Below are 23,297 nucleotides of genomic sequence, written 5' to 3'. Positions count from 1 at the left end.
GGCCGGATGCGAGACGAGCTTCTCAACGAAACCCTGTTCTTCGGCCTTGATCACGCCCGAACCAGGATTGCGGCGTGCTACAATAGCCACCGCCCGCATTCGTCGCTGGGCTATCTGACACCCGCGGCCTATTCCGCCAACCTCACCGCAACGTGCGACCGGCTGCGCAACCCCGACCAGCTTCGCCGATCGCACGTTGCTCATCCCGCGCCAAACGGCGTAACATCCGCCGAGACTCTAATCGCCAATGGATGAAAGTTCAGCGGCAGGTCATGCGGTCGCCGTGCTGTTGAAACGCCCCTCCCCGTCGGCCTTCAATGTCGCCACCAAAGCTGAAGCGCTGTTGTTGCTGGCGCATCTGATTGGCGATCTACACCACGCGGCCTTCTGGTTGCAGGTTCGCGTCAGCCTGGCCCGCGGAGCTATCATCGGCTTAGCGCAGTTCTGGCTTTGGTGAGAAACATGCCGCAACAACTACCGCGCGCAGATGCCGACCAGTTTCTGAACGCACGCTTCATTGGGGGAACGCTGCATTAAGTTCCGCCCAAGAGATCAGCGAGGCCTCGAATGATGGCAATCAAGAAGCTTATGAACATTAGCACTAGCCCAAGTGTGGTCCACACTATGTCGGCCAGCTTGGGGGACTCAATTTTCTGACGGATTGAACCTTCGACAGACGCCTTCGGCCTGCCAAGCCGTCCTGTTGCCTCGACTCGCTCGAGTTTCGATCTGTGAGCGCGCAGCCAAAAATCTCTGAACCACGGCACGGCGATACATACTGGACTCGCGGCGCCGAGCACGTCTTTGAGAGCGTCCCACCAAGAGTACGCCATGTATCTCAGGCTCTCATCGACGGATCAGACTAAACAGCCATTGGCTTGTGCGCCGCGAGTTCTAGGTGATCGCTAGAGGCAGCAACGCCAAGCGTCTTGCCGCATGCAACCGAAATTCGTTCCATCAGATCCCAAGTTGGCCCCTAGGTCCCGACTCCCGATTCGATTTCGCTAATTCGAGCCTGGCTAACACCCAACTTATCCGCCAATTGTGACTGAGAGAATCTGGCATCCTTGCGCATGGCCCGAACTAGTTCCCCAGCACGCATTGCCGCACTCGACAGTTCCTTTTCAGCTGCAAGGCTTGCATCAGCTCTTTCGATTCTTTCGACCAGATCAGCAAGCGAACGACCACGCCCCTTACTGCTAACCTCAGCAACGGCTCGCACTCTACGTTTGTGACTTTTGTCGATTTTGAGTTTGACCATTGCAGCCTCCACTCTTCATACGAACCAAACTGAAGCTCGCGCATTCAGTATTCCGGTCTTCAAAGCGTTATAATCGCCGCCATTCCAGGAAGACCCTCCAGCGTACATCGGCACGCTATGCTCCGCCGCGAGCATTAGCGTTACCGTCACATCGCCATCATCATCAATTCGACAGCAAAGATCGCAAACTTAGCCGCCGCGGAAGCATGGAACATCTCCACGCCTCTATACGTATAGAAGGGCAGCAGATCCCTGCTATCCACCGATCCGCTGTGGACTTTCTGAAGGTAGAGCAGATGCGAAAGCGAACTCCCCGGATGTATCGGTTGAGGGTTACTTCAGCCGGGCTGAACGGACGATAGTCTAGTAACTGAGCAAAGAATTTCCCACTCGTCCTACTCGCTCGCCCCCGCTGTTTTTGAAAGCGCTGCAAGCGAGCGTCGACCGCTTGGCGGGTGCGGCCTCGCCGTTCGCCGCCCTCCTCAGCTATGGCACCTGCGCCAAAGAGCGAGAGCAATTCCGCTCCTCTTCGTCCGGCAATCACGGACGCGTAGATGTGCTTCGTCATTCGCAATGCCTGCAATGCCTAAATGCGCGGCGGCACTGGCCGCCGCGGCGGGTGTCGGGAAAGCGAGCTGGCCGCTCTGACGCGGCGGCTCCGGCAAGCGGCTGGGCTCAGGCGCGCGATTACCGCGCGTCATCCACGCTGCTAGACGAGCGTAGCTCCGCCTGAGAGCCGGAACGAACCAAGCAGATGCGTCCTCGTGATCCATGCCGCAGAACAATATCCATGAACCACTTAGAAAACATTGCCCGCTGTTCCCGATCCGTAATTGATCGTAAACAATGCGATGGCAACAAACGGGCCATGCCTCTTGGTGACCGCGATGGGGTGTCTTCTTCGAAGCTTCCCGATCACCCCGGAACAACGCTCGCTCTTTACGAAACGGATGGATGGAGCGACGCTCAACCGGCGAAGGTGTCGAATATCGTATGACCGCAGCCGGTCTGACAGAACTTAGCCGCCCCCGATAACCCGCAAACCGGTGGGAAACGACGAACGTGTCAAAAGCCATGGAATTGATCGTCACTGGCTAGGTGAAACTGCGGGACCGCCGGGTTCTAGTCGACTTGCTGGCGCATCGGCGCAAGGTGCTCGCCCAGTTGGAAGCCGTGTCGGGCATCAACCCAGAAAACGCGGCCAAAGCAATCCAAGAGGAATTGGCGGTGATCGAAGCCGGCCTCGAAGAACTCAAAGCTCCGCCCGGCTCGCTGCCTTAGAAAGAGTGGAGCTAGGGATGCGCGTTAACAAGATCAATTGGGACAAAATCGGCCGGGTAACGGAGCCGGGTCGGTACAAGTGCTTCTTCGGATATCTAACCGTTACTTCAGAGGACATTGAGGTGTGGGCCCGCTACCCCGACGCGACATTCACCTTGACTGCCCGGCCGACGACCGACCAATCGCTGGGCGAAGATTACCGTCTAGGCGCGCTCGACATCGGCAATCCTCAACAGTAGGACGGTCCGCCGTCGTCGCCTGCGGCCCAGCCCCAACGGGCGGCGAACGCTTATCTACCCCACTTCAAATATCAGGTGAAATAGCCCACAAATTATTCCCGGGCTTATGCGCCAGGCAGTTTCACACATTATCTCTGGCAAATTGGTTGGCTTCCGCCCGAGTCAGAACTCTTCACCAGTACCGCCTAGCTTGTTAGGTGTGTCGCTCTCGCAACGTCACAATTGTTCCATTGGCCCTCGAATCGATTTTGACTTCACAGGGTGGCGAGTCCGGCGTTTGATTGTAGCGACCCGGGGTTTTTATCTCGAAGACATTTTGAGGCGGGTCCAAGAGGTCGCTGTCCAGCGCCAGCGGCGCTCTTCGTTAGCTTTCATCGGGAGGGCCATCCGATGCCGATGCAAGTATGGGCTGTCGCTACGTCGATCGGCTGGACAGTCGCCGTGGCCGTGATCCTGCTCTATTTGATCTTCGGACCTGGCTAATCCGGCGGCCCCTAAGCGGGCCGAGACGCCTAAACGTCATTGATTTGGGGCCCCGTCAAAAAGAGGACCTACGAGCGTCCTACCGAATTAGAAAAGCCGCAGAGGAAAAATCGCTGTTCGTCGGAGCTTTGAAGGACATGCCGTATGGTGATGCTACCCGCAGCGACTACGCGGCTGCCACGGATCGCGAGCACCCACTGACATCGTCGATGTCGACATCGACATCGGCATGCCGATCACTGTGGTGCTGATGCTGGTGCTGCCGATCATGATCATCATTGGCATCGTCAAACGACATGTCGATCATGCTGCTGGCGGCGGTCGCCGGAACCTATGCCTCACCGAGGAGTCGACGGCATTGCCCGGCTCTTGCGATCAGGTGCTCGGCGAGACGCCCGATGATGGCATTGTCCAATCCGTCTTTCCGGGCTTGCTTCCGTACAGCGGCTACAATATCGGGAAGCTGCTCGGCCATGGCAATCAGTCCGGTGATCACCTTGTCAGGATCGAGCCGCGTTTCGCGCGCGAACTTCTGCCAATCGCGCAAACTAATCTGGCTGAGCTTGTAGTCACCGCCGATTTTCATCGCGAGCTTGATCTTCTGAAGATCGACGTCATCGTAGGGAAGAATGCTGGCGATGTCGTAGAGCGGGGCGAGCCGTACATGAGGGCCTCCGGCCAGCAGCAGCGAATAATTCTTGGCATGCGCATCCGTACCCGCGATCAGCCAATTTAAGCTTAGCGCGTCGACAAACGTGTCAACGTCGGCGACCCGATCCGTGGAGTAGGCGCGCAAAAGCTCGATCACATCGGCAGGGCTTGGCCCGCCATCGTTTTGATACTTCATGGTCGGCAGGATGCCGAGCGCCTGGCAGATATCTTCCTGGTGGACACGGACGATCTCGTTCCCACTGAACTGCCGGTCGTAGCGCTCGATGACAATGGCGATTTCCTTTCCGAAACGCATCACCTGGGTGTCGGCGACGGGCAGACCGAGACTGCGCGCAAGTATGAGGCAGATATGTTCATTTTCCGCGTGCCCATCGAAATGGCCGGTCGGCGGTTTGAGGATATGCGTGGTCGGAATGCGCCCAGAGGGAATTCCCCACTTGCCTTTTTGCAGAAGCAAGGCGGTTTTGGGTTGAGCACCCGCAAGGCTGAATTGTCCGGTGTCGCGCGGCAATCGCCAGGCGGTGTGATCCTCGCGTAAGGTTTGCAGGCGTTTGGCGATCGCCGTCTCATCAAGCCATTCGACCTTGTCTTCGGCCCCGCTTCGCAAGGCGCCCAGCCGATCGGGCGTGACGAACTGAACGGCACCCGCGCAGTCCTCGCCGACATGGGAAATAAGGGCAAACACGTTGCGCGCGGACACCTGAAATCTTCGGGCCCACCTTTCCAGCACGCGCTCGTTGTCGGGCAGGAGTCCCCAGAGGAAGGCCTGCACGGCGGAAGGACCGTGCTCTTCGGCCGCGAGCGGCATGGACAGCGATAGCGGATAGGCTCCCTCGGCCCGGCGCCAGTCCTTGTCATAGATAAAGGTGAGCCGGCCGCGGGCGTCATTGCGCACGCGGCCGATTTCCCGATCATCGAGCAGAGCAACAAGTTCGCTCGTCATGCCCTTTTTTTCCTGGCCTTGGCCACGATGGCGTTGATATCGACGGCTGGCCTGGTGGTCCCGCGGGCTGGCGTTTGTTCGGTGCCCGCATCCAGGCGGATGTCCAGGGCATCGAGAGCGCGAAGGATCAGCCCGAGCTCAGCGCGCGGGTGACCGTGCTCAACCTCGATCACCCATTGGCGGCTGACGCCAATGCTCTTGGCAAACGTCGATTGATCGAGTTTGAGCTTCTTGCGCCGGTCGCGAAGGATGGCGCCGAGTTCGGCCGGTGTGCGTATGAGCATGGGACATCCAAATGTCTACGTTCGCTTACTTTAGCATAAGTCGGCGTTCGTTGACAATTTGTGAATGTCAGCGATCGATGACAAAGTTGAATGTCATCAAACGCTGACTTAGTCCCAACTGTTCGAAGCAGGTAGTCCGCATTTGCGGCGATATGGCGTGTTCCGGAACGACTATACCGCTGCAGCGCCACGGGCAGCACTACGTCCTGAGACCGCCGCACGGCATGTTCTCGGGCGCCGTTCAGGCAATCGCATAAGGGTTCGATACCCGGGATGGACCGCCCCTACAATAAGAATGAGGGGCATCGCTGCTGCCAGGTAGCGTCGATTCAGGAGTGAGTTGGGAGGACGACCCTCCTCATTGAATCAATTCGAACTGGATTTGGTTTCTCTGGCAATTAGCCCGAGCGAATATTCCGGCTGGTTACAAATTGGACCCCGATTTCCGAGCCGTCCAGTCGAATCAACTTGCATCGCCGGTAAGCTAATCCGACGGTTGAAAGCAGCAGGAAGAACTGGCGAGCTTTGAGCACGTCTGTCGATCCATAAATTCGAAGGCGTGCTCCGGTGTCGGAAACGTCGATGAGAATGCAATCGCGCCGCCACGTGCCGTCTAGACCTAAAAGGGTTGCCCGGTACTCGTGCTCGAAGTGAACGCGCTTTGATTTTCGCTTATCCCACATCCAATGGCTTTCAGTCCAGACCGGGCGAAGCGGAGTCAAATTGCTCCTCATCTGGCCTCTCATCTGCAATCAAATGAAAATGACAACTACCAAGAAGGCAAAATATCTGTCGGCTTGATACGAAAGCAAAGATACTGAAAAGCGGACGCAGCTCTCGCCACCACTTTCCGAAGATGGTTCGTGCGGGTTTGAGCGACGTAGTTGGAGAAGCTCCGGGACAACAGCGATTGACGTCTACAAAGATGGCAACACTACCGACCAACTCACTTTACGTGAAGACGAGCGGAAGCAGAGTTGCGCAACTCCAGCTGCCGACGGCAACAGAAGCTGCTGCTGACAAGATCAACAATGCCCATGACCGAGCTCAATTTTGGCGAGGAGTAGAGATCAGGTAATCCTCGGTTCGCCGGCTCATCATGAGATTATTCAAATACGGCGCATAATTCCTGCTGGTCTCCCAATGGGCCGCTGGTTTCCAGCACGATCAGCGAGCAGTGCGCCGCATTCCCGCACCGTTCAACCCTGTGGCGCGTAGCACCTGCGTTCAGATGCAGAGCAGGACTGTCGAACGCGGCGACGTCTTGGGCGCGGCACAATCGCGACGCGAAGCCCATTTGGCTTCGTAAACAACTAGGCTGATGCCGCCCAATTTGAGCGCCGATTGCTACTACTCACTTTCGATCGCCCTCTGCGCGCAATGGACGCCTCTACAGTAGTCTAGGCACGGGCGAAAGATCATAGGTCTGAAATCGTTTTTGACTTCACAAGTGGCGAGTCCGGCTTTTGATTCTGGCGGTCCCCAAGTAAAAGCTTTTATCTCGAACAGGGTTTGAGGTAACTTCAAGAGGCCGCTGTCCCCCGCCAGCAGTGTCTTAGCCTCGTCGGGAGAGTTCGTCCGATGCCAATCCAAGTATGGCCTCTCGCCACGTCAATCGGTTGGACATTGGTCTGGCGGCGATCCTGCTCTGCTTGATCTTCAGCCCTGGCTAATCCGGCGCCTTACGAGGGGCGAGACGCCTAACCGTCGTGATTGCGCAGCCGTGTCCACGGGAGTGCCGGGTGAATGGGGTGGGCAAGAGTGCTCTGAAGCGCCCCGCGGAATTGGAAAAGCCGCGGAGGAAAAATCATCTTTTGCGGAGCCTCGAAAGAGCACCTCTAACGTGAGGTGATGCCAGCAGCAGCAGCGACTACGCGGCTGCCACCGATCGCGAGCAGCGACCGACCGTGGTCGACATCGACATCGATATCGGCATGCCGACCGCGGGGATGTTGATGCTGGTGCTGCTGTTTGCGTCGAAAACGACAAGTCGATGATCGGCGGCAATCTCTGACAGATCCGCCGAACAGCATGGTTACGCAGGCGGCCAGCGCGGAACCTGCGAGCGGCGCCTGATTCCATATCTCATGCCGTCAATGGCGCTTTCCACCGCATGACGCGCCGCTTCAGTGCCTCCAGAATGGCATTGAACACCAGCCCGATGACCGTCATGCTGAGGATGCCGAAATACATTTGCGGAATCAGGAAGCTGTACTGGCTATTGATGATGAGATAGCCGAGGCCGGCCTTGGCGCCGACCATTTCGGGCGCAACCAACACTAGCATGGCCGACGCGCTGGCCAGACGAATACCGACGAAGATAGTGGGAAGCGCAGCCGGCAGGATGACCTTGCGAAACAGCTGCTGCGGGGTTGCACCCATGGTCCGCGCCGACTTGATCAGCAACGGATCGACCTGTTTCACCGCGGCAACGGTGTTGAGCAGCAGCGGCCAAGCGCAACTATAGACCACCATCGTGATCTTCGACGTTTCGCCGATTTCGAGCAGCAGGGATGAAGACCGGCAGCAGCGCAAGCGGCGCAGTGTTGCGGCAGATCTCGATGAACTGGTTCACGAGATTGCCGAGACGCGCATACCAACCGACGGCCACGCCAAGCGGGACGATCAAGGCGACAGAAATCAGAAATCCGCTCAAGGCACGCAGCAGGCTGGCGGAGACGTCATCATAGAGCTCGCCGGTTTGCGCAAGCTGCCTGCCCGCGGCGATCACCTCCGAGAAGGGTGGCAGGAACACCGGATCGATCAACCCGAGCCGCGGCGCCACCTCCCATGCCGCCAACATGGCAACCAGCAGCAACGAGCGGTGCCCGAAGGCAGCCAGCCCGCGGGCCGCGGGGTGAATCCAGTCCACAACCGGCGATGCCGGGCTTTCCACGCTGGTCAGCGGCTCTCGGCGCCCGTGCGCAAGCTCCAGCAATGTCAGCATCTCGAGGCTAGACATGGGTGACCTCCTCCACTTTGCGATCGGCGCGCGCACCAGCGCCGACGGCCAATTGTCCTTGCTGCGCTTTCAAGACTTCGTCGCGTAACAGACTCCAGACCTCGTGGCGCACGCAACTGAACTCAGGCAGCGAGCGCACGTCATCAGCCTCGCTGCGCAGCACGTCCGGAATGTCGATGATCTGCTTGATCCGGCCCGGATGCGACGTCATCACCGCCACCCGCTGGCCGAGCACGATGGCCTCGTCGATGCCGTGGGTGATGAAGACGATCGTCTTGCCAGTGGCGCGCCAGATCCGCAGCAGTTCGCCCTGCAGCGTCTCGTGCGTCTGGGCGTCCAGCGCGGCGAACGGCTCGTCCATCAGCAGCACTTCCGGATCGTAGGCGAGGCTTCGCGCGATCGCCACGCGCTGCTTCATGCCGCCGGAGAGCTCATGCGGGTAGCGGTCGGCAAAGCCGGACAACCCGACCAGCTCGAGGAAATGCCGCACGATGTCGAGCCGCTGCTTGGCCTTGAACCCGGCGATATCGAGACCGAACTCAACATTCTCAGCGGCGGTGCGCCAGGGAAACAGCGCATACTGCTGGAACACGATGCCGCGGTCGCGACCGGGTCCGGCAATCGGCCGGCCATCGAGCAGAATCCGGCCGTTGGTCGGCAGCGTGAGCCCGCCCAGCAGATCGACCAATGTGGATTTCCCGCAGCCGCTTGGGCCAACCAGGGCCAAGAATTCGCCGAGCGAACATCGAGCGTGATGTCCTCCAGAGCGATGAAGTGGCGGCCTGGTGCGCCCCCCTCCCCGCGCAGGACAGAGTCCTTGCAGACATGCTCGCAACGGATCTTGACGAAGGTCATCGGGCCTCCGCCGTTTTTCCGGGACGAAAATAGTTGAACGCATTGGTGTAGGTGTCGGAAGCCTTGACGTGACCCGGCTTGAACAGGCCGTCCTTCACCAGCCAGTCGATCCATACCTGGATTTCGCTGTCCGAGATCAAGCCGCCCTTGGATGCAACACCGGTGCTCTTCCAGTATTTGATCGAGGAGGCATCCTCGTTGCGCTTGCGCTCGGCGATGATCTTGTCGAACCGGGCCCGCACCTCTTCCGGCGGTGTGGTCTGGGCCCATTCGATGGCCCGCGAAATCCCCTCCACCAGCTTACGCGAGGCATTGGTATTATGCTTGACGAATTTGTCCCGCAGTACATAGGCACCGCCGGTGAACTGGCCGAACAGATCGGTGTCGACAAAGAGCGAGCGGATGCCACCCCGTTCCAGCGCCTTGTCGCGCAGGACACGGCCCAGCGCGCTGACCTCGACCTGGCCCTGGCGCAACGCTTGCTCGCCGCTGACCGGAGGGATCGCCACCAGCGTGACCTGCCTGGCTTCACCAGCGCTGAGGCCGGACCTAGCCAGATACTCGCGCAGCACGAACTCCAAATGTGCGCCCAGCGTGTTGACCGCGACATTCCTGCCGATCAGGTCATGCGCGGTCTTGATCGGGCTGTCGTCCTTCACGAAGTAGGCGTAATAGGTGCTGGCGTCGGAGCCTTAGTAGCCGACCACCGCCTTGACCGGCGCCTTCGCCGCGATCAACTTGAGGATCGCCCCATAGAACGCGCCGCCGATGTCGATATCGCCGGTGACGACGGCCTGGATGTCCTGTGGCCCGCTGATGGTGTTACCGACCCATTTGAGCTTGAGCGGCGCGAGATAGCCGAGGTCCTCGGCCAGCTCACCGGCCCGGCCGATCCCTGGTATCGGATCTCGGTCTTCTCGAGCGGCGGCTCGGCGAATGCCGGGGCCGCGAGGCCGAGCGCCACGGCGCCCGCCAACAAAACCCGCAACGTGTTGCGGGTGGCCCGTCCCAACCGGGCGCGCCTTGCGGGAAGCAATCGAAGTATAGCGTTCATCATTGTGACTCTCGTGAGCTAATCCGGATCAAGCGGCTTTGGGGGTCGGGGGCTTGGATGTCTTGACGTGCGTCACACTGCGGCGACCGTCGACGCTGAGCGGTACATCGCCATCGATGGTGGCCCGGCGCACAACGCGGTGCTGGTCGCCATAGTCGTTGACCGCGCAATGTTGCGTGGGGCGATTGTCCCAGATCGCAACGTCGCCGGCCTCCCAGCTCCAACGAATGGTGTTTTCCGGCGCCGTGATATGCGACTGGAACAGGTCGAACAGCTTCTGGCCGTCGGATTTCGGCAGGCCAACGAAGCGCTGCACGAAATTGCCGAGCACGAGCGTGCGCTCGCCTGTCTCGGGATGGACGCGCACCACCGGATGCTCGGTCTCAAAGATCGTTCCGGTGAACACCTCGTCGAAGTGCTTCTTGTCCACCTCGATTGCCCGCGTCTTCACGGCATAATCATAGGCGTTGCTGTGAACGGCCCACACTTCGTCGGCGAGCTTGCGCAGGGGCGCCGGCAGGTCGAGATAGGCGGCTGCCGTGTTCGACCAGACGGTGTCGCCGCCGTAGGGTGGAATCACCACGCCGCGCAGCACCGAGATTTTCGGATAGGCGTCGACGAAGGTGACATCCGTATGCCATTGGTCGGCGCGGCCACCGCCTCGCCCCGAGTCCAGCTCCAGGATCGACGACGTGCCCTTGATCGCGCCGACCGTCGGATGGGGCACCAGCTTGCCGAGTCTGATGGCAAAGCGCTCCTGTTCGGCATCGTCGAGATGTCCCTGGTCCCGGAAGAAGATGACCTTGTGTTCGAGCAGCACCTAATTGATGGCACGAATGGTCTCGTCCGAAGGGTCGCCCGACAGTTTGATGTTCCTGATCTCGGCGCCAAGCCTGGCCGCACGCTTGACGATGTCGGTGCGCGGAATGACATCATCGATGTTTGTCGTGTTGCTCATGGTCGTGCTCTCGTCACGGCAATCCCCTGGACAAAGCTCCGCCATGCGCCGGTCGCGGAAACGACGGCGGAGATAGATAAAATCATTTCAGGCTACGGGCCCTACTCGGCCGCAACGTGCTCCGGCAGACGGCCCGAGCCGGGACATCGGTCAGTGCGATCGAATTGGAGCATGATGAAACGACCTCGCGTTGAAGTCCTGAATGGTACGAGCGATCGATCGTCAGTCAATGAAACAAAACCAGCTTTGTTTTCGGCGAGAGGCAACGAACGCTTCGCCAGTGATGCTGACACTGAAAGATTCACAATGATGGCTGCCCGCCCCTCTGCAAGAGGAGCGCAATTTGACGCGACGCAACGCACTTCTCGTCCAGAGACCCGATAAAATCGTTACAGCCGCCGCCATTTCTCGTCGTGACGACTGCGCTCGTCTTTGATTGGCGCTCCGCTCGCAAGCTTCATGCTTGCATCCAATTCAACAACGCAAATGCATTTCATCGACACCAGCGTGACTGCAGACGTAGAGTCTCGCTTGCTACAGCTCCCAATGCACGCGGATCTCACAAATGAGCAAACGACGGCAGCTTTCCCTCAACTTCTTCATCTATCCAGATGGCCATCACGAGGCGGCCTGGCGCCACAGGAGTTCGGCAGCCAATCGCATCCTCGACGTCACCTACTATCAGGAGCTGGCGCAGCGCGCTGAAGCACATAAGTTCGACGCGGTTTTCTTCGCCGATGGTCCGGCGCTGGCGGACAATGTCCGCTATGCGCAGCGGTTTCGGCTCGAGCCGATCACCCTGCTCACCGCGATCGCATCCGCCACCAGCCGGATCGGCCTGATCGCGACCGCATCGACCACCTACACGGAGCCTTACAATTTGGCGCGGCTGTTCGCCTCGCTGGATCACATCAGTAGCGGCCGGGCCGGCTGGAACATCGTGACAACGAGCACGCCGCAGGCCGCGCAGAACTTTGGCTTGCCCGAGCATCCTCCGCATCACGAACGCTACGAGCGGGCGCGGGAGTATCTCGACGTCATCACGCGCCTTTGGGACAGTTGGGAGGACGACGCGCTCGTCAACGACCCCAGATCGGGTGTTTTCGCCGACACCGGCAAGATCCACGCGATCAATCACATCGGAAAGCATTTCCGCGTGCGTGGCCCCCTCAACATCTCAAGGACGCCGCAGGGACGACCGGTCTATGTCCAGGCCGGTTCTTCCGACGACGGACGTACCTTTGCGGCGCGTCTTGCGGAAGCGATTTTCACCGCGCATCAGACACTGGCGAGCGCCCAGGAATTCTATACCGACATCAAGCGTCAGGCGCGCGCCTTCGACCGCAGTCCCGATCAGATCAAGATTCTGCCCGGCATCAGTCCTTTCATCGCCAGCACGCAGATCGAGGCCAATCGGCTGCAGGACGAGTTCAACGAGCTGATCCAGCCCGAGTATTCCCTGACCCAGCTGCGCCAGATGATCGGTCTCGACCTCTCCGGGTTTGACCTCGATGGCCCCTTTCCTCGTCATCTGATCGATACCGAGGGCGCCCGCGGGGCGGCCAGCCGATTCAAGCTGGTGATCGACATTGTTGATCGCGAGAAGCCCACGATTCGCCAGCTCGTGCAGCGCCTGGCCGGCGCCCGCGGCCATTGGGTGATTGCCGGACCGCCGGAAAAGATCGCCGACAACATCCAGACCTGGTTCGAGAACGGGGCAGCCGATGGTTTCAACGTCATGCCGCCCTGGCTGCCCGGCGGGTTCGACATCTTCGCCGAGCAGGTCGTGCCCATTCTGCGCAAGCGCGGCCTATTCCGTCACGATTACACGGGCACAACGCTGCGCGATCATTACGGCCTGAGCCGGCCGGCCAGCGTCTTCTCCAACGCCATTGAGGCGATCGCATGATTCGCCTGAACCAGGTCCTCACGGATTCGGCGAATAGATCTGTCCTTCCGCGGCCGTGCCTTGCAGACATCTTATGGCGAGCGCCGGGTTTAGCCGGCGGGTGATCAAATCTCTACGGCATCCTTAAAGTCGAAGGAATCGTCGCCCGGCCTACGCTCGTCATCGAAAGCGCAGCGAGAGCATCTCGACCGAGACGTCGGAAGCATTCCCTCTGAACGATCCAGCGCCGACTCCCGCTTGGCCGTGAAAGATCGCGGTTCGCCTGGTTTCGAGAAGTCAATTTACGTCTGACCTGCCGCGACGCTCAAATTCTGCGTTTACAAGCGAGTTTTTGACGGATTTCACCACCGCGAGTGTGTGAAGTTGCGACGTATGCTTTGGAGCTTCAGCGAGGAAGTCGCATCGGGAGCGAGCTCGGGATTGCAGCTCATCCAGCTGACCTGCAGCGCTTGGCCTGTCGAGTCGGTCAGCCAAACATCAATCCTCGCTGTTGAACTCCGCTGCGCGGAACGGTCTAACGATGGAACTCATAAGATCCGATGGCGCCAAATTTGCCTAGTCTAACAACACGGCTTGGAAAGGGCTCTGCCGCGGGCCAGGATGTACTTAGGCGATTCACCTGGGAAATCAGATCTATCAATGTCTGTCTGGACGCACTTCGCTATTTCCAGGCGAATGCGCTCGGTATTACTGGACCGCAAATGATGATCCTGATGGCGCTGACCGAATTGGAACGGAATGACGGAGTACCGGTCAACGTGGTTGCAAAGTTAATGGAGGTGGGTTCGGCCTTCATCACGAAGCATTCGAAGGAGCTCGAGAATAAACGGTTTGTGCGGCGCGAGCCCTGCACGAAGGACGCCCGAGTCGTACACCTGTCGCTAACAGAAAACGCTCGCAAACGTCTTGGGAGCATCGCGGCACAGCAGGAAGAGATTGATCAGTTTGTTTTTGATTATCTCGGCATTAAGGAATTCGCCAAATTGGCTAGCTGCCTCAGCGGTGTGAGGCATAGGCTGGAAAAAGCTCGCCTACACGCTGAACTAAAATCCTGAGATGAACCAACAAATTCAAGGGCATTTCGCGACGACAAAGATCTGCACGCATCTTTTGCGACCCGTTCACGTGATGGGTGCTCTTGGCAATCCTGGTCGCTTTGGCGATGGCACGCAACTCCAGTGTGTTGCGGCCTTCGGTTTGCGGGCCAGTGTCTTCGTGATCAACTCGGCCACTGCCTCATCCTCAACTGTGCAGGGCCTGAAGGCTTCCAAGCATCTGGCGATGCGTCGACGCACAAGAAGAAGCACTCGACCAATTTGTTTTTGGTGATTTCGGCACTAGCGAATTGACCTAGTCCGCTGCTAGGCTGATGCGCTCGGGCATCGCCTAAAGAAAGCTCGCTTGAAAGTCGCTATCGAGTCTTGAGGACCAAAAAAACAAGCACGCGGCTTGAAGCGGCGCGCTATCCTGATCAATGTCTGATTGAATTCCAACGCTCACTATTTGTTAAAGCAGCGCAGCCGAAGATGCTTGTGGTCGGTCTGCACGATAGAAGGCGCGCTGGTTATGACGGGTTTAAGAAGCAGCCGATCCGCTACCAGCCATGAAGCCAATAGGGCGCTTATTCTATTGCTGCTGAGCGCGCCCTATCGTTTGCGAGTTTCGGCTCGAGCGATCCAGGCTGATCAAAGGGCTGCCCTCGGGTATAAGCGACTCTTGCACAAAATGATTCCGGAATGCGCCACTTATATCGTCGTGAATGAAGTATTCCATACATAGCGCAATCGACGAGGCAAGAAAGCCAGACCATGTTTCTCCTCAACCAACACATCGACCACCGCGCTCCCCTCGATACCTCGGACGCCGATACGGTGAGTGTCGAAGCCGCTCGCGAGGTGGAGCGGTTTCTCAAGTATCGCGATGGCCACAAGGAAACCCCTCTTGTTTCTTTGCCAGGCCTTGCCCGCGAGATTGGAGTCGGTTCGATCCATCTAAAGGACGAAGGCCAACGTCTCGGCCTTGGGAGTTTCAAAGCATTGGGAGGTTCCTATGCCGTGATCCGTCTGGTGCTTGAGGAAGCAACTCGGCAGCTCGGTCGCGATGTTGACGTGTCCGACGTGCACGCACCTGAGGTGAATTCCGTGGCAAAAGGTATGACGGTCTCTTGTGCCACGGATGGCAACCATGGCTGATCCGTTGCCCAAGGCGCCCAGCTCGTTGGTGCAAAATGCGCCATCTTCGTTCATTCAGGCGTGAGCAACGAGCGCATCGCTGCCATCGCCCGCTTTGGCGCGCAGATGATCCGCGTCGACGGCAACTATGACGATTCTGTCGTCCAAGCAGCCCGAGTTGCGGCTCAAGAAGGCTGGATTACAGTGTCTGACACGTCCTGGCCTGGCTATGAGCGGATCCCGCGCTTTGTAATGCAGGGATATACCGCCCTTGTGAGCGAAGCACTACGCCAGTTGCCGGAGCCGCCGACACACGTCTTCATCCAGGCAGGCGTCGGTGGGATCGCCGCAGCCGTTGCTGGACATCTATCAATTCTGTTGGGCGACACCGCCCCTTCTTCACAGTTGTCGATCCCTCGCGGGCAGCATGCCTCTTCGAAAGCGCGCGCGCCGGTCATCCTGTCAAGGTAGATCATGGGCAACCGACCGTGATGGCGATGCTCGAATGCTACGAGCCTTCGCTCGTGGCTTGGCGCATCCTTTCGCGCACGGCGATGCTTTTTATGACTGTCGACGACGAGGACGCAATCAGCGTGATGAAACGACTGGCAAATCCGAGGATGGCGATCCCGTTGTCGTTGCAAGCGAAACTGGTGGTGTTGGCCTCGCAGCACTACTGAAGGTTCTTCTGACCTGACCTTGCGTGGCAAGGTCGGTCTTGGACCCAATGCACGGGTCTTTCTGATCAACACCGAGGGCGCGACAGATCCTCTCCTGTACGAACAGCTCATCGGTGCGACGCCAGCGCAAGTGACCTCGAAGAATATTAAACCGGTCAACTGATGGGGCGAGCTCGTGAGCCTTTCGTAAGCCCGTCCCATCCGTACGCCTTGGGACACCGGCCAGCGTTCCGCCCTTACAGAAGGCTCATCGCCGCGCAGGGGTTCATGTCCCTTCGAGCTGGGCACGCGGATTGGCTCACTCACAATGAGGGGTTTGAGATGCGCCGGTTCTCTCTGACTTGTCGGCCGGACTCAAACCCGGCACTACAAACTTCATCGCGGGTCAATCGGGCGCCGGCAAATCGACGCTCACGCAAATCTCGCAGAAGTCGAATCCGAGCGAAAGCGGCCCAGTGCGCGTTGCTGCCGAGGATCTAACCGCGAGCTGCCCGCAGCATCACGTTTCGCACGTTGACCAGGTAAGCCGTGTAACGGCAACTTCAGGCGTGGCCCGATCTCTGCAAAACCGGCCTTCAGGTATAATGCTGAGTTGGGGCTACGGCTCCACATTGGTTGCCTCGGCGCCCCCACTTCGAGCTGGCCCCAGCCTTTTACCGTCCCTAGGCCCACCGCAGCCTCAATGAGACGCATCGCGACCCCAGACGACCGCTGATCCGGCACCACGTAGAGTTCGGTGATAATACCGTAGGTTCCGCCCGCAAAAAGGGCGGCGCTTTCCGACAACATAATGAGGCCGACCGGGCGTGACTCCGTGAAGGCCAAAAACCCATGGACGCGCTCTTTCATGGCCAAGAGGTCGACAACGAGCTGGGTATCTGGTCCGCCCTGCTTTTGTCCGCCCTCAAGTTCGGCAAGTAGGGCGGCAACCATGTGAGTCACCGTTGTAGCGTCGCCGTTAGAGACTTCACGCGTGGTCACCATGTCACATCCTCTTTCAAGTTTTACCAATGTACGACCTGGTCCAGCGGCGGCATCGGGGCAGGAGCCTGCCGCAGCACCCGATCCAAAACAGATATGCCGCAGGGTTGAAGGTCAGATGACGTTTAGTTCACACCGCGGTGATAGCGTCTTTGTGTCGCTCCTAGCTAAGCTAAAATATCTGGGAAACTCGAAAGATAACTTGCCGAACATCGTGATGATCGCACCGAGCAGTCTCTTCTTCTTTGGACTTGCGTGTCGCCCAACATCGGGCGGATCGTGTTCATGCGCGGACGTTACAGGAGCGAGGCTAACCGCTTGCGAACAGGCTCACGGATTAGGGTCTACTCTCCCCCCCTCGTAGAAAGCTCGAACGGCAGGCCGACCCGCGATTTGCCGGATCCAGTCTCGATCAATCACATTTGACGGTCCCATGACGGTGGTTGCGCGCGTGGCGGAAAAAACGCTCATCCGTCCGCGGGAATAATTGAATTACTCACCTTGTCGAAGCTGTTGTTGGGGATCATGAGCGTCCCTACCGCCGTCATTGCTGGCATCTATGCTCTCAGAGAATCGTGGAACACGCGAGTCCATGGCACACTGTTTTCGGTAGTGTTTAGATAATCAGTTTTTCTAATTTCTCATCGGACGCGCCATTTATTGCCGCGCCGATGAAGAACATCACGGACGCCCGACGAACGCGTGCAACTTGGTCGTTGAGCTCGCGATTGAGGCCGGCTTCTCTCGTGTTCTTCGAATAGACAACATCCCGTCCTGATGAGCCGGGTTCACCGCCTGCCATCGCATTGCCGTTAAATGCTTTGAGAGCATCGTCGGGCCGTATCGCGCGAGAAGTTTCTATCGTTCACTTGGATCACTCTACGATCTGTTTGTTGAAAGACTGTTCTATGCTTGCGGACACGCGTTACTCCGTGAGAACGTCGCGGAAGATCGCTCAGGCATAAGCGGTAGGCTTCTGCCATCCCAAAATCAGGAAGTGCTGCACGAGGACGATTCGTAGCGGCTATGCGCGCCTACCACTCCTGTCGGCGCGTAAACGGCACGGATGAGGCAGACGTCTGAAGTGACTTACGTCACTTTCCTACACTCCTATGACGGGCGCTTGCCGGCTCAGGCGCGATTCCGCCTTCATCATTGCACCGGCTAGCATGAAGGACGGCTTAGTTGGTTCGGGATTATATCCAATCTGCGCCATCGTGACATTCCGCCATCAAGGCGTATCGGCATTCCTCTGCAGCGGCGCCGTCGGAACGATGTTGAACGACGTGATAGCCATTGTCGTGCAGGTACCGTAGGAAGGCGGGCTTCATCGCGGCGGTATGTGCCTTGGCGTCGTGAAGCAGAATGATCCCCCTGCGAGCTTCAAGAGTTGCGCAGCAAGCTCCTCCGCCAGTTCGTGGGTGTAGCCTGCGAAGATGATCTGGTTGAGCTTGCCTGCCTGTTCCTGGTTGGCGCTCACGACATGTGGAATGCAGTGACCGTGGGTCACCACCCACCAGGATGATATAGCATCGATAATTCGGCGACCGTCAGCGGTGCGGAGATAAGCGCCATCTCCCCGCACAACTTTTGTCATCTCCTCTTGGAGCGCATGTTGTGTGAACGGGTGCCAGATCGGCGACTTCGGCTTCGTCGTCATTGCTTGAATTGATCGGCATGGAAAGCGGTTTTGAACGCGGCCTGCAGCGTGTCTGCCGCGAGGGGAGACAGCCAGGGCAATCGCCCTAGCCAACGCGCCCGCCCAATCTCGCGAACTGCGATCTGGGTCTCAGGATTGGGTTCCCCAATGAAGGCTATCCCAAGAATGGGGATCTGGCGTTTTCGCAGAGCCTCTATCGAGAGCAACGAATGATTAATGGTGCCAAGTGCCGTGCTCGCGCAAAGCACGATTGGAAGTCGCCATCGCTCGAACACATCAATGTAGAGTGTATCGCCCCTGAGCGGCACCATCAGGCCGCCAGCGCCCTCAATCACCAACGGTCGCTCCCCGGTGTCTGGCACATTGAGCGAATCTGGCTCAATGCGAACTCCGTCAATTTCAGCGGACTGACGTGGCGAAACGGGAGTGCGAAGTCGGTAAAGCTCCGGCATGATGCGATCGGGCGAGAGACCGCCGAGCCGCGCGACAAGTTCGGCATCAGTCTCTCCTTCGAGACCGGCCTGAATCGGTTTCCAATAGTTGGCGCCAAGGAGATCGGCGAGCCCCGCGGAAAACACCGTTTTCCCGATTCCGGTGTCTGTGCCTGTCACCACGATCCGCTGACTCATCGAGCTTCACCTCTCGTCTCTTCAATAAACGCGCCGAGCCCTGAACGCACCTTGTCCGCTCCGACCTTGGTCGGCCGGAAGTCTTCATCTTTGCGTCCTATGTTGCCCGGACTCTGAGCCGAATTTCCGCAATGCTGGGCAGGTCGTTGCCGAATTCCGCAGCTAATCAGGAGATTGCAAAGCTTTCATCTCACAAGCCTCGAGGCTTCTGGGTCTGCCTGAGCAAAGCACGAGAGGCGTCTAAGTTCTGGAGCCCCTTCACTGCCTATTGCCACGCCGGCCTGAATCGGTTCGCAGCAGGATTGCACCGAAGAGATGGGTGAGCCCGGCCGCAAAAACGTCTATCTCATCCGGTACTCCGCATCGGTCACCACGACCTGTTGCTCGAGCTCCATCTCTTGTCTCCTCGAACATAGCATCGAGCATTGCACGCACGTCAGCCTCCGCAAGCGTCAGTGAAATTCGCAGACGAGCCGTGCCCGCCGGCACAGTCGGCGGCCGGATTGCGCGAATATCGAAACCGCGCGCCTGCAGTCTCGATGCGAACCGCATCGCACGCGCGCTGTCGCCCAGGATAGGGCACGATCTGCGACTCCGAGGAACTTCGCCCACTGGGCGCGCCAATCTCTCGATGCGTGAACGCGATCAGCTTGGCCAGCCGCTGCTGTCGCTTTGGTTCCTCCCGCAGCATGAAGAGTGCCTCCCGCACGGCGACGGCCATCAATGGTGAGGGCGCGGTGGCGAAGATGAATGGATGGCAACGATTGACCATGAAGTCGCGCAGCACGCCCGAGGCCACGACAAGCGCCCCGGCCGCTCCCAGTTCTTTGCCGCAGGTATGGACAACCAAGAGGTTCTCGCGCCTTTCATAAGGCGCGGTGAGCCCTCGCCCTGCTCCCCGTAAACGCGCGTGGCATGGGCCTCATCCACTACGACAAACGCATCATATCGATCCGCGATCGCGATCAGCTCTTTGAGCGGGGCGAAATCGCCATCCATGCTGTAGACACTTTCAACCACGATCCAGACGCGGCCCATTCCACCCGTGGCCCGCCAGTCACAAATTGTGCTTTCGACCGATTGAGTATCATTGTGGGCGGTTAGAGGAAACTCGGCCCGGCCAGCACGCGCCCCTTTCATGAACACTTGCGTGCACAAGAGAATCGAGAACAAGCAGATCACCCCGCTGAGGCAGCGTTGTCAGGCTGCAAGATTTGCGAGATAGCCCGCGGGAAAAAAAGCGCGCCTCCGCCCAAAGAACCGAGCTGCTTCCGCCTCGACTGTTCTTCGCAATTGCCACGCCGCAGCCGCGACCCGCCGGCCCGACCGGGGTGCCCGCCTCGAGCGTGGCCGTGACAGCCTTTTTCATGCGCGGCGCGCTCGCCAGGCAGATAATCATTCTCGATGTGAAATCTGCCCCACTGCGCGGCTTGAGGCAGCGAAGACGGTCGTCTTCGTTCAGGGCCTGCAACTGCGCGACATAGTCGGCAACTTTGACCGCAAGGCTTAACGTCACTCTTCAACTCCCAGGATCGCGCAAGAAAGTCTGTTGGCCGCCTAGAGCAAGCTCAAATATCCGCCTCTTGGCTTCGACCTGGCAGAATGCGAGTTTCTCGATCGACGAACACAACGGGCGGCTTGAAAGGTCTTGCCTCCGTCTCGTCAAGCGACTCGTATGCCACGACGATAACCTTGCCTCTGGGCATCGCGAGTCGCGCAGCCGCATCGTTCAAATCTATGGAGCCCGATCCGCGGGGGGCTTCCACCACATAGGTCGCGAAGCGCCCCGGCTTTCAATCTTGTAGATCTCGACGCGTTCGTGGATCAGGAGTCCTGCCGCATCCAGCAGCGCACGATCATTCGAAACCGAGCCATCGCTGTCCAGATCGGCTCCAGTCACCCAGACGCGATGGATTTTGCCTTTCATCGAGATAATCTGCATTGTCACTTCACTCAAGTTACGGCACAGCTGCGCGCTGCCTCTTTCATTTAGTAGGCCCGCACGAGATGCCGAGCCGGTCCAGCAAGTTGGCATCACGGTCGCGCTGCGGGTTCTTAGTCGTCAACAGCACATCGCCGATGAAGATTGAGTTTGCGCCGGCTAGAAAGCATAGGGCCTGCACACAAGGAAGGAACGTCGATCGAATCCACAGTGCAAACGCGAGATAGTCGTTCCGCAAGAGGTCGACGATCATAGTGTTCTCTGCCGGGTCCTTTTCGGATGCGACCAGCCTATCAGCGCGGCGCTGGTCTTCCTTGGAATCAGCGGATCGCGCGATCGTACCTTTGATGGGTCGCGTTTCGACCTGTCGTCCGTCAAGCTTCAGTAACGGTTCCGGCGAGCTCGACGCAATGGTGAGCTTGCCGTAGCGCAGCAGGGCTGTAAACTAGCGACATCGCTCCTGCGGCACCCATGATTCGTCACATCGTCCTATTTAGCGCCAAGAATCAGGCCCAACTTGCCTTAGCATTCCATCATAGATAATCAGAGAAATTATCTATGAACTGTCGGTCTGGAGTCAGACTAGACGATGCGACCTACTCATGCCCTGATTTTGCGGTAGATAATCTATGATTGGCCCTGACCAAAACGCGACGACTGCGGGGCGCATTGCTGAGGCCATCGGTGAGCGCATTAGCCGTTTCCTTACTTCGGGCTTGCTTCCCCGGCGGTTCCATCACAGGGGCACCGAAGGTCCGCGCGATGGAAATTGTTAGGAACATCGAGGCTATGGCGCGAGAGGTCTATTGCGGGGCGATCGGCTTCATCGGTTTCAACGGGCACATGGATACGAGTAATGCGATCCGCACTGTCACGATCAATGACTAACAAGCGGTGTTTCACGCCGGTAGCGGTATAACCGCGATGTCAGAGCCAGAGGCCGAATACCAGGAGACGCTCGCGAAGGCGTAGCGCATCTTTGATGCATTTGGCGCTAAAACACCCGGTGGATTTTGATCATCATCATCGACAACTACGACTCCTTCGTCTTCAACATTACGCGCTATTTCCGCAGGTTAGGTCAAGCAACTGAGGTGTTCCGGAACGACGTGGTCGGCTCAGCGATCTTGTTCGCCTCAAGCCGCGCGCAATCGTTATCTCCCCCGGTCCATGCACGCCAACGGAAGCCGGAATATCTACCGCCGTCGTCCGCGAACTTTCTGGGCGGCTCCCGATTCTCGGCATCTGCCTCGGACACCAGTGTATTGGCAGCGTTTTCGGCGGACGTGTCGCGCGTGCACGTCGCCCTATGCACGGCCGGTCCTCGTACGTAACGCATGATGGCCTTGGGTTGTTCAAGGACCTCCCCTTTCCACTTTGCGTCGGGCACCACCATTCTCTCGTTGTCGAGCTCGATTAGGCCTGCGCGCCGCACCTCACGGTCACCGCGCGTTCGGACGAAGGCGCGATCATGGCCATTGCACATCGCCATCAGCCAACCTATGGCGTGCAGCTCCCCAGAGTCGATACTTACGCAGCAAGGGCACGTCTTGCTCATGAATTTTCTGCGAGTTGCAGAGACTTCCTAAGCGTGACGATCGGATACCAGGAACGATCCTTCCTGGCTCGTGGCGAGGTCGTCACTCGGATGAGGCGGCACGAAATGGAGGAAGCCGCTGGCCCATTGCAGGGAGCCACCGCGTAGCGGCATCGTCATCAGAAAGAAGCATCGGGCATGGCGCAATTAGGGTGACAAGGAGAACTTTCGCGGATTCCTGGAGCGAGGCCCGGCAGCAACGATGTAGGCGTCCTTCCAGCGCGAGCCGCAGACGAGTTCTCGAAAAAGCGTGCAGTGCCCCATGGGTTACGCTCGCGTCAGTGAGAAAACTCAAATTTTCGAGCGACATAGGAACACTATTCCGGGCTGCAAGGTTCTTCGCCTCAGGGGCAAGAATTGCGGAGTTCTCTTTCATGGCCACTCAGATCGTAATGGACCATACGGGCGACACTCGACATATGTTTGAGCAAACCGACCCGAACGGGCTGGCCGAGGCTGAACAGCGCTTCAGGGAGCTGACCGGCCAAGGATTTACCGCCGCCACCCGGACCTCGTCCGGCGAGCTCAAGGTCACACGGTCATTCGACTGGACTGCGGATGAGACGCTATTCTATCCGCGCCTCGTCGGTGGTTAGCTATCTTCGCGGAACGGCAAACGTTTCTCTTCAGGCGCAATGGGGCCGGCAGTCGTGCGCGTTGGGGATGTCCCGATCGGTGTTGAACTACGTCGGGCCGACGTTGCCGGGATGAATGTTACGCGGCCCTCGAGACGTGG

At 58.6% G+C, this 23,297-nt stretch carries 21 protein-coding genes and 9 pseudogenes; 12 read left to right on the top strand and 18 right to left on the bottom strand.

The genetic code is table 11. The features are described 5' to 3' along the window. A partial coding sequence (locus AC0L2F_RS34595) for an integrase core domain-containing protein (protein WP_473251390.1) occupies positions 1-255 on the top strand: 255 nt, incomplete at its 5' end. Beyond that, positions 248-457 carry a hypothetical protein gene (locus AC0L2F_RS34590; RefSeq protein ID WP_473251389.1) on the top strand — a complete coding sequence of 70 codons (210 nt, stop codon included), beginning with the start codon at positions 248-250 and terminating at the stop codon, positions 455-457. The genes AC0L2F_RS34595 and AC0L2F_RS34590, both read left to right, overlap by 8 nt. 519 nt (positions 458-976) lie before the next feature. On the opposite strand, the gene AC0L2F_RS34585 is transcribed toward AC0L2F_RS34590, so the two are convergent. Beyond that, positions 977-1,261 (bottom strand): helix-turn-helix domain-containing protein, encoded by a 285-nt coding sequence (locus AC0L2F_RS34585; RefSeq protein ID WP_473251388.1) that lies wholly within the window; start codon positions 1,259-1,261, stop codon positions 977-979. 1,098 nt (positions 1,262-2,359) lie between these two features. On the opposite strand from AC0L2F_RS34585, the gene AC0L2F_RS34580 reads away from it, so the two are divergent. Together AC0L2F_RS34580 and AC0L2F_RS34575 are read left to right on the top strand one after the other, a co-directional pair. Next, positions 2,360-2,542, top strand: a complete 183-nt coding sequence (locus AC0L2F_RS34580; protein WP_473251387.1) for a hypothetical protein — start codon at positions 2,360-2,362, stop codon at positions 2,540-2,542. Between the two features lie 17 nt (positions 2,543-2,559). Further along, positions 2,560-2,781, top strand: coding sequence for a hypothetical protein (locus AC0L2F_RS34575; protein WP_317245070.1), 222 nt, complete (start codon positions 2,560-2,562; stop codon positions 2,779-2,781). An 814-nt stretch (positions 2,782-3,595) separates the two neighbouring features. On the opposite strand, the gene AC0L2F_RS34570 is transcribed toward AC0L2F_RS34575, so the two are convergent. The 7 genes from AC0L2F_RS34570 to AC0L2F_RS34540 form a co-directional block, all read right to left on the bottom strand. Further along, positions 3,596-4,879 (bottom strand): type II toxin-antitoxin system HipA family toxin, encoded by a 1,284-nt coding sequence (locus AC0L2F_RS34570; RefSeq protein ID WP_473251386.1) that lies wholly within the window; start codon positions 4,877-4,879, stop codon positions 3,596-3,598. Then, entirely contained in the window at positions 4,876-5,163 is a 288-nt protein-coding gene (locus tag AC0L2F_RS34565; RefSeq protein ID WP_231188961.1) for a helix-turn-helix domain-containing protein, read from the bottom strand. Before AC0L2F_RS34565 ends, AC0L2F_RS34570 begins: the two co-directional genes overlap by 4 nt. Before the next feature lie 398 nt (positions 5,164-5,561). Then, positions 5,562-5,846: a PilZ domain-containing protein gene (locus AC0L2F_RS34560; protein ID WP_231190932.1), complete on the bottom strand. Its 285-nt coding sequence runs from the start codon at positions 5,844-5,846 to the stop codon at positions 5,562-5,564. 1,402 nt (positions 5,847-7,248) lie between these two features. Beyond that, the gene (locus AC0L2F_RS34555; RefSeq protein WP_473251385.1) at positions 7,249-7,638 is read right to left on the bottom strand and encodes an ABC transporter permease; all 390 of its coding nucleotides are present in this window, start codon (positions 7,636-7,638) and stop codon (positions 7,249-7,251) included. Beyond that, positions 7,625-8,125, bottom strand: a complete 501-nt coding sequence (locus AC0L2F_RS34550) for an ABC transporter permease (RefSeq protein WP_231188963.1) — start codon at positions 8,123-8,125, stop codon at positions 7,625-7,627. The genes AC0L2F_RS34555 and AC0L2F_RS34550 overlap by 14 nt, the downstream gene beginning before the upstream one ends. Continuing rightward, complete coding sequence (locus AC0L2F_RS34545) at positions 8,118-8,813, bottom strand: ABC transporter ATP-binding protein (protein WP_473251384.1); 696 nt, start codon at positions 8,811-8,813, stop codon at positions 8,118-8,120. The genes AC0L2F_RS34550 and AC0L2F_RS34545 overlap by 8 nt, the downstream gene beginning before the upstream one ends. A 163-nt stretch (positions 8,814-8,976) precedes the next feature. Continuing rightward, complete coding sequence (locus AC0L2F_RS34540) at positions 8,977-9,639, bottom strand: ABC transporter substrate-binding protein (protein ID WP_473251383.1); 663 nt, start codon at positions 9,637-9,639, stop codon at positions 8,977-8,979. Between AC0L2F_RS34540 and AC0L2F_RS34535 the strand changes: the two genes are divergently transcribed. Continuing rightward, complete coding sequence (locus AC0L2F_RS34535) at positions 9,562-10,056, top strand: hypothetical protein (protein WP_473251392.1); 495 nt, start codon at positions 9,562-9,564, stop codon at positions 10,054-10,056. The genes AC0L2F_RS34540 and AC0L2F_RS34535 overlap by 78 nt on opposite strands. A gap of 6 nt (positions 10,057-10,062) precedes the next feature. On the opposite strand, the pseudogene AC0L2F_RS34530 reads toward AC0L2F_RS34535, so the two are convergent. Next, positions 10,063-10,992, bottom strand: a pseudogene (locus AC0L2F_RS34530) (TauD/TfdA dioxygenase family protein). Positions 10,993-11,557: 565 nt separating this feature from the next. On the opposite strand from AC0L2F_RS34530, the gene AC0L2F_RS34525 reads away from it, so the two are divergent. The 4 genes and pseudogenes from AC0L2F_RS34525 (at position 11,558) to AC0L2F_RS34510 (ending at position 16,438) form a co-directional block, all read left to right on the top strand. Next, positions 11,558-12,901 (top strand): LLM class flavin-dependent oxidoreductase, encoded by a 1,344-nt coding sequence (locus AC0L2F_RS34525; protein WP_473251382.1) that lies wholly within the window; start codon positions 11,558-11,560, stop codon positions 12,899-12,901. 539 nt (positions 12,902-13,440) lie between these two features. After that, the gene (locus AC0L2F_RS34520) at positions 13,441-13,956 is read left to right on the top strand and encodes a MarR family winged helix-turn-helix transcriptional regulator (RefSeq protein WP_473251381.1); all 516 of its coding nucleotides are present in this window, start codon (positions 13,441-13,443) and stop codon (positions 13,954-13,956) included. A 753-nt stretch (positions 13,957-14,709) separates the two neighbouring features. Continuing rightward, positions 14,710-15,915: pseudogene (locus AC0L2F_RS34515) on the top strand (diaminopropionate ammonia-lyase). A gap of 178 nt (positions 15,916-16,093) precedes the next feature. After that, on the top strand, positions 16,094-16,438 hold the full coding sequence (locus AC0L2F_RS34510; protein ID WP_473251391.1) for an ATP-binding cassette domain-containing protein: 345 nt from the start codon (positions 16,094-16,096) through the stop codon (positions 16,436-16,438). Here the strand turns inward: AC0L2F_RS34510 and AC0L2F_RS34505 are convergent. From AC0L2F_RS34505 to AC0L2F_RS34465, 9 genes and pseudogenes are all read right to left on the bottom strand, one after another. After that, positions 16,434-16,601: pseudogene (locus AC0L2F_RS34505) on the bottom strand (GNAT family N-acetyltransferase); the annotation flags it as partial. The gene AC0L2F_RS34510 and the pseudogene AC0L2F_RS34505 sit on opposite strands and share 5 nt — an antisense overlap. Positions 16,602-17,349: 748 nt before the next feature. Further along, positions 17,350-17,535 carry a hypothetical protein gene (locus AC0L2F_RS34500; RefSeq protein ID WP_473251380.1) on the bottom strand — a complete coding sequence of 62 codons (186 nt, stop codon included), beginning with the start codon at positions 17,533-17,535 and terminating at the stop codon, positions 17,350-17,352. 576 nt (positions 17,536-18,111) lie between these two features. Beyond that, a pseudogene (locus tag AC0L2F_RS34495) lies at positions 18,112-18,393 on the bottom strand (aminotransferase class III-fold pyridoxal phosphate-dependent enzyme); the annotation flags it as partial. Next, on the bottom strand, positions 18,390-19,022 hold the full coding sequence (gene bioD, locus AC0L2F_RS34490) for a dethiobiotin synthase (RefSeq protein ID WP_473251379.1): 633 nt from the start codon (positions 19,020-19,022) through the stop codon (positions 18,390-18,392). The pseudogene AC0L2F_RS34495 and the gene bioD, both read right to left, overlap by 4 nt. Before the next feature lie 387 nt (positions 19,023-19,409). Then, positions 19,410-20,538 (bottom strand): annotated as a pseudogene (locus tag AC0L2F_RS34485) (8-amino-7-oxononanoate synthase); the annotation flags it as partial. 52 nt (positions 20,539-20,590) lie between these two features. After that, positions 20,591-20,788 (bottom strand): aspartate 1-decarboxylase, encoded by a 198-nt coding sequence (locus AC0L2F_RS34480; protein ID WP_473251378.1) that lies wholly within the window; start codon positions 20,786-20,788, stop codon positions 20,591-20,593. Continuing rightward, positions 20,758-20,964, bottom strand: coding sequence for an aspartate 1-decarboxylase (locus AC0L2F_RS34475; protein WP_473251377.1), 207 nt, complete (start codon positions 20,962-20,964; stop codon positions 20,758-20,760). Before AC0L2F_RS34475 ends, AC0L2F_RS34480 begins: the two co-directional genes overlap by 31 nt. 43 nt (positions 20,965-21,007) lie before the next feature. Beyond that, positions 21,008-21,145, bottom strand: a pseudogene (locus AC0L2F_RS34470) (biotin synthase BioB); the annotation flags it as partial. Then, positions 21,144-21,409, bottom strand: a pseudogene (locus AC0L2F_RS34465) (chorismate-binding protein); the annotation flags it as partial. The pseudogenes AC0L2F_RS34465 and AC0L2F_RS34470, both read right to left, overlap by 2 nt. Before the next feature lie 218 nt (positions 21,410-21,627). On the opposite strand from AC0L2F_RS34465, the pseudogene AC0L2F_RS34460 reads away from it, so the two are divergent. The 3 genes and pseudogenes from AC0L2F_RS34460 to AC0L2F_RS34450 form a co-directional block, all read left to right on the top strand. Beyond that, positions 21,628-21,936 (top strand): annotated as a pseudogene (locus tag AC0L2F_RS34460) (chorismate-binding protein); the annotation flags it as partial. A gap of 41 nt (positions 21,937-21,977) precedes the next feature. Further along, positions 21,978-22,553, top strand: a pseudogene (locus AC0L2F_RS34455) (anthranilate synthase component II). Between the two features lie 382 nt (positions 22,554-22,935). After that, positions 22,936-23,157, top strand: a complete 222-nt coding sequence (locus tag AC0L2F_RS34450) for a hypothetical protein (RefSeq protein WP_473251376.1) — start codon at positions 22,936-22,938, stop codon at positions 23,155-23,157. Positions 23,158-23,297 lie beyond the last annotated feature (140 nt).

This window comes from Bradyrhizobium sp. Ken64, assembly GCF_055807555.1.
Note: the sequence above shows the minus strand (reverse complement) of the source record. Positions and strands in the feature narration are given on the sequence as shown.

Excerpts from the sequence above, each read along its gene's own strand:
- AC0L2F_RS34590 (WP_473251389.1), top strand. The coding sequence starts at position 248 with ATGGATGAAAGTTCAGCGGCAGGTCATGCGGTCGCCGTGCTGTTGAAA.
- AC0L2F_RS34585 (WP_473251388.1), bottom strand. The coding sequence starts at position 1,261 with ATGGTCAAACTCAAAATCGACAAAAGTCACAAACGTAGAGTGCGAGCC.
- AC0L2F_RS34575 (WP_317245070.1), top strand. The coding sequence starts at position 2,560 with ATGCGCGTTAACAAGATCAATTGGGACAAAATCGGCCGGGTAACGGAG.
- AC0L2F_RS34570 (WP_473251386.1), bottom strand. The coding sequence starts at position 4,879 with ATGACGAGCGAACTTGTTGCTCTGCTCGATGATCGGGAAATCGGCCGC.
- AC0L2F_RS34565 (WP_231188961.1), bottom strand. The coding sequence starts at position 5,163 with ATGCTCATACGCACACCGGCCGAACTCGGCGCCATCCTTCGCGACCGG.
- AC0L2F_RS34560 (WP_231190932.1), bottom strand. The coding sequence starts at position 5,846 with ATGTGGGATAAGCGAAAATCAAAGCGCGTTCACTTCGAGCACGAGTAC.
- AC0L2F_RS34555 (WP_473251385.1), bottom strand. The coding sequence starts at position 7,638 with ATGGTGGTCTATAGTTGCGCTTGGCCGCTGCTGCTCAACACCGTTGCC.
- AC0L2F_RS34550 (WP_231188963.1), bottom strand. The coding sequence starts at position 8,125 with ATGTCTAGCCTCGAGATGCTGACATTGCTGGAGCTTGCGCACGGGCGC.
- AC0L2F_RS34535 (WP_473251392.1), top strand. The coding sequence starts at position 9,562 with ATGTGCGCCCAGCGTGTTGACCGCGACATTCCTGCCGATCAGGTCATG.
- AC0L2F_RS34525 (WP_473251382.1), top strand. The coding sequence starts at position 11,558 with ATGAGCAAACGACGGCAGCTTTCCCTCAACTTCTTCATCTATCCAGAT.
- AC0L2F_RS34520 (WP_473251381.1), top strand. The coding sequence starts at position 13,441 with ATGGCGCCAAATTTGCCTAGTCTAACAACACGGCTTGGAAAGGGCTCT.
- AC0L2F_RS34500 (WP_473251380.1), bottom strand. The coding sequence starts at position 17,535 with ATGGCAGGCGGTGAACCCGGCTCATCAGGACGGGATGTTGTCTATTCG.
- bioD (WP_473251379.1), bottom strand. The coding sequence starts at position 19,022 with ATGAGTCAGCGGATCGTGGTGACAGGCACAGACACCGGAATCGGGAAA.
- AC0L2F_RS34475 (WP_473251377.1), bottom strand. The coding sequence starts at position 20,964 with ATGCAGATTATCTCGATGAAAGGCAAAATCCATCGCGTCTGGGTGACT.
- AC0L2F_RS34450 (WP_473251376.1), top strand. The coding sequence starts at position 22,936 with ATGGCCACTCAGATCGTAATGGACCATACGGGCGACACTCGACATATG.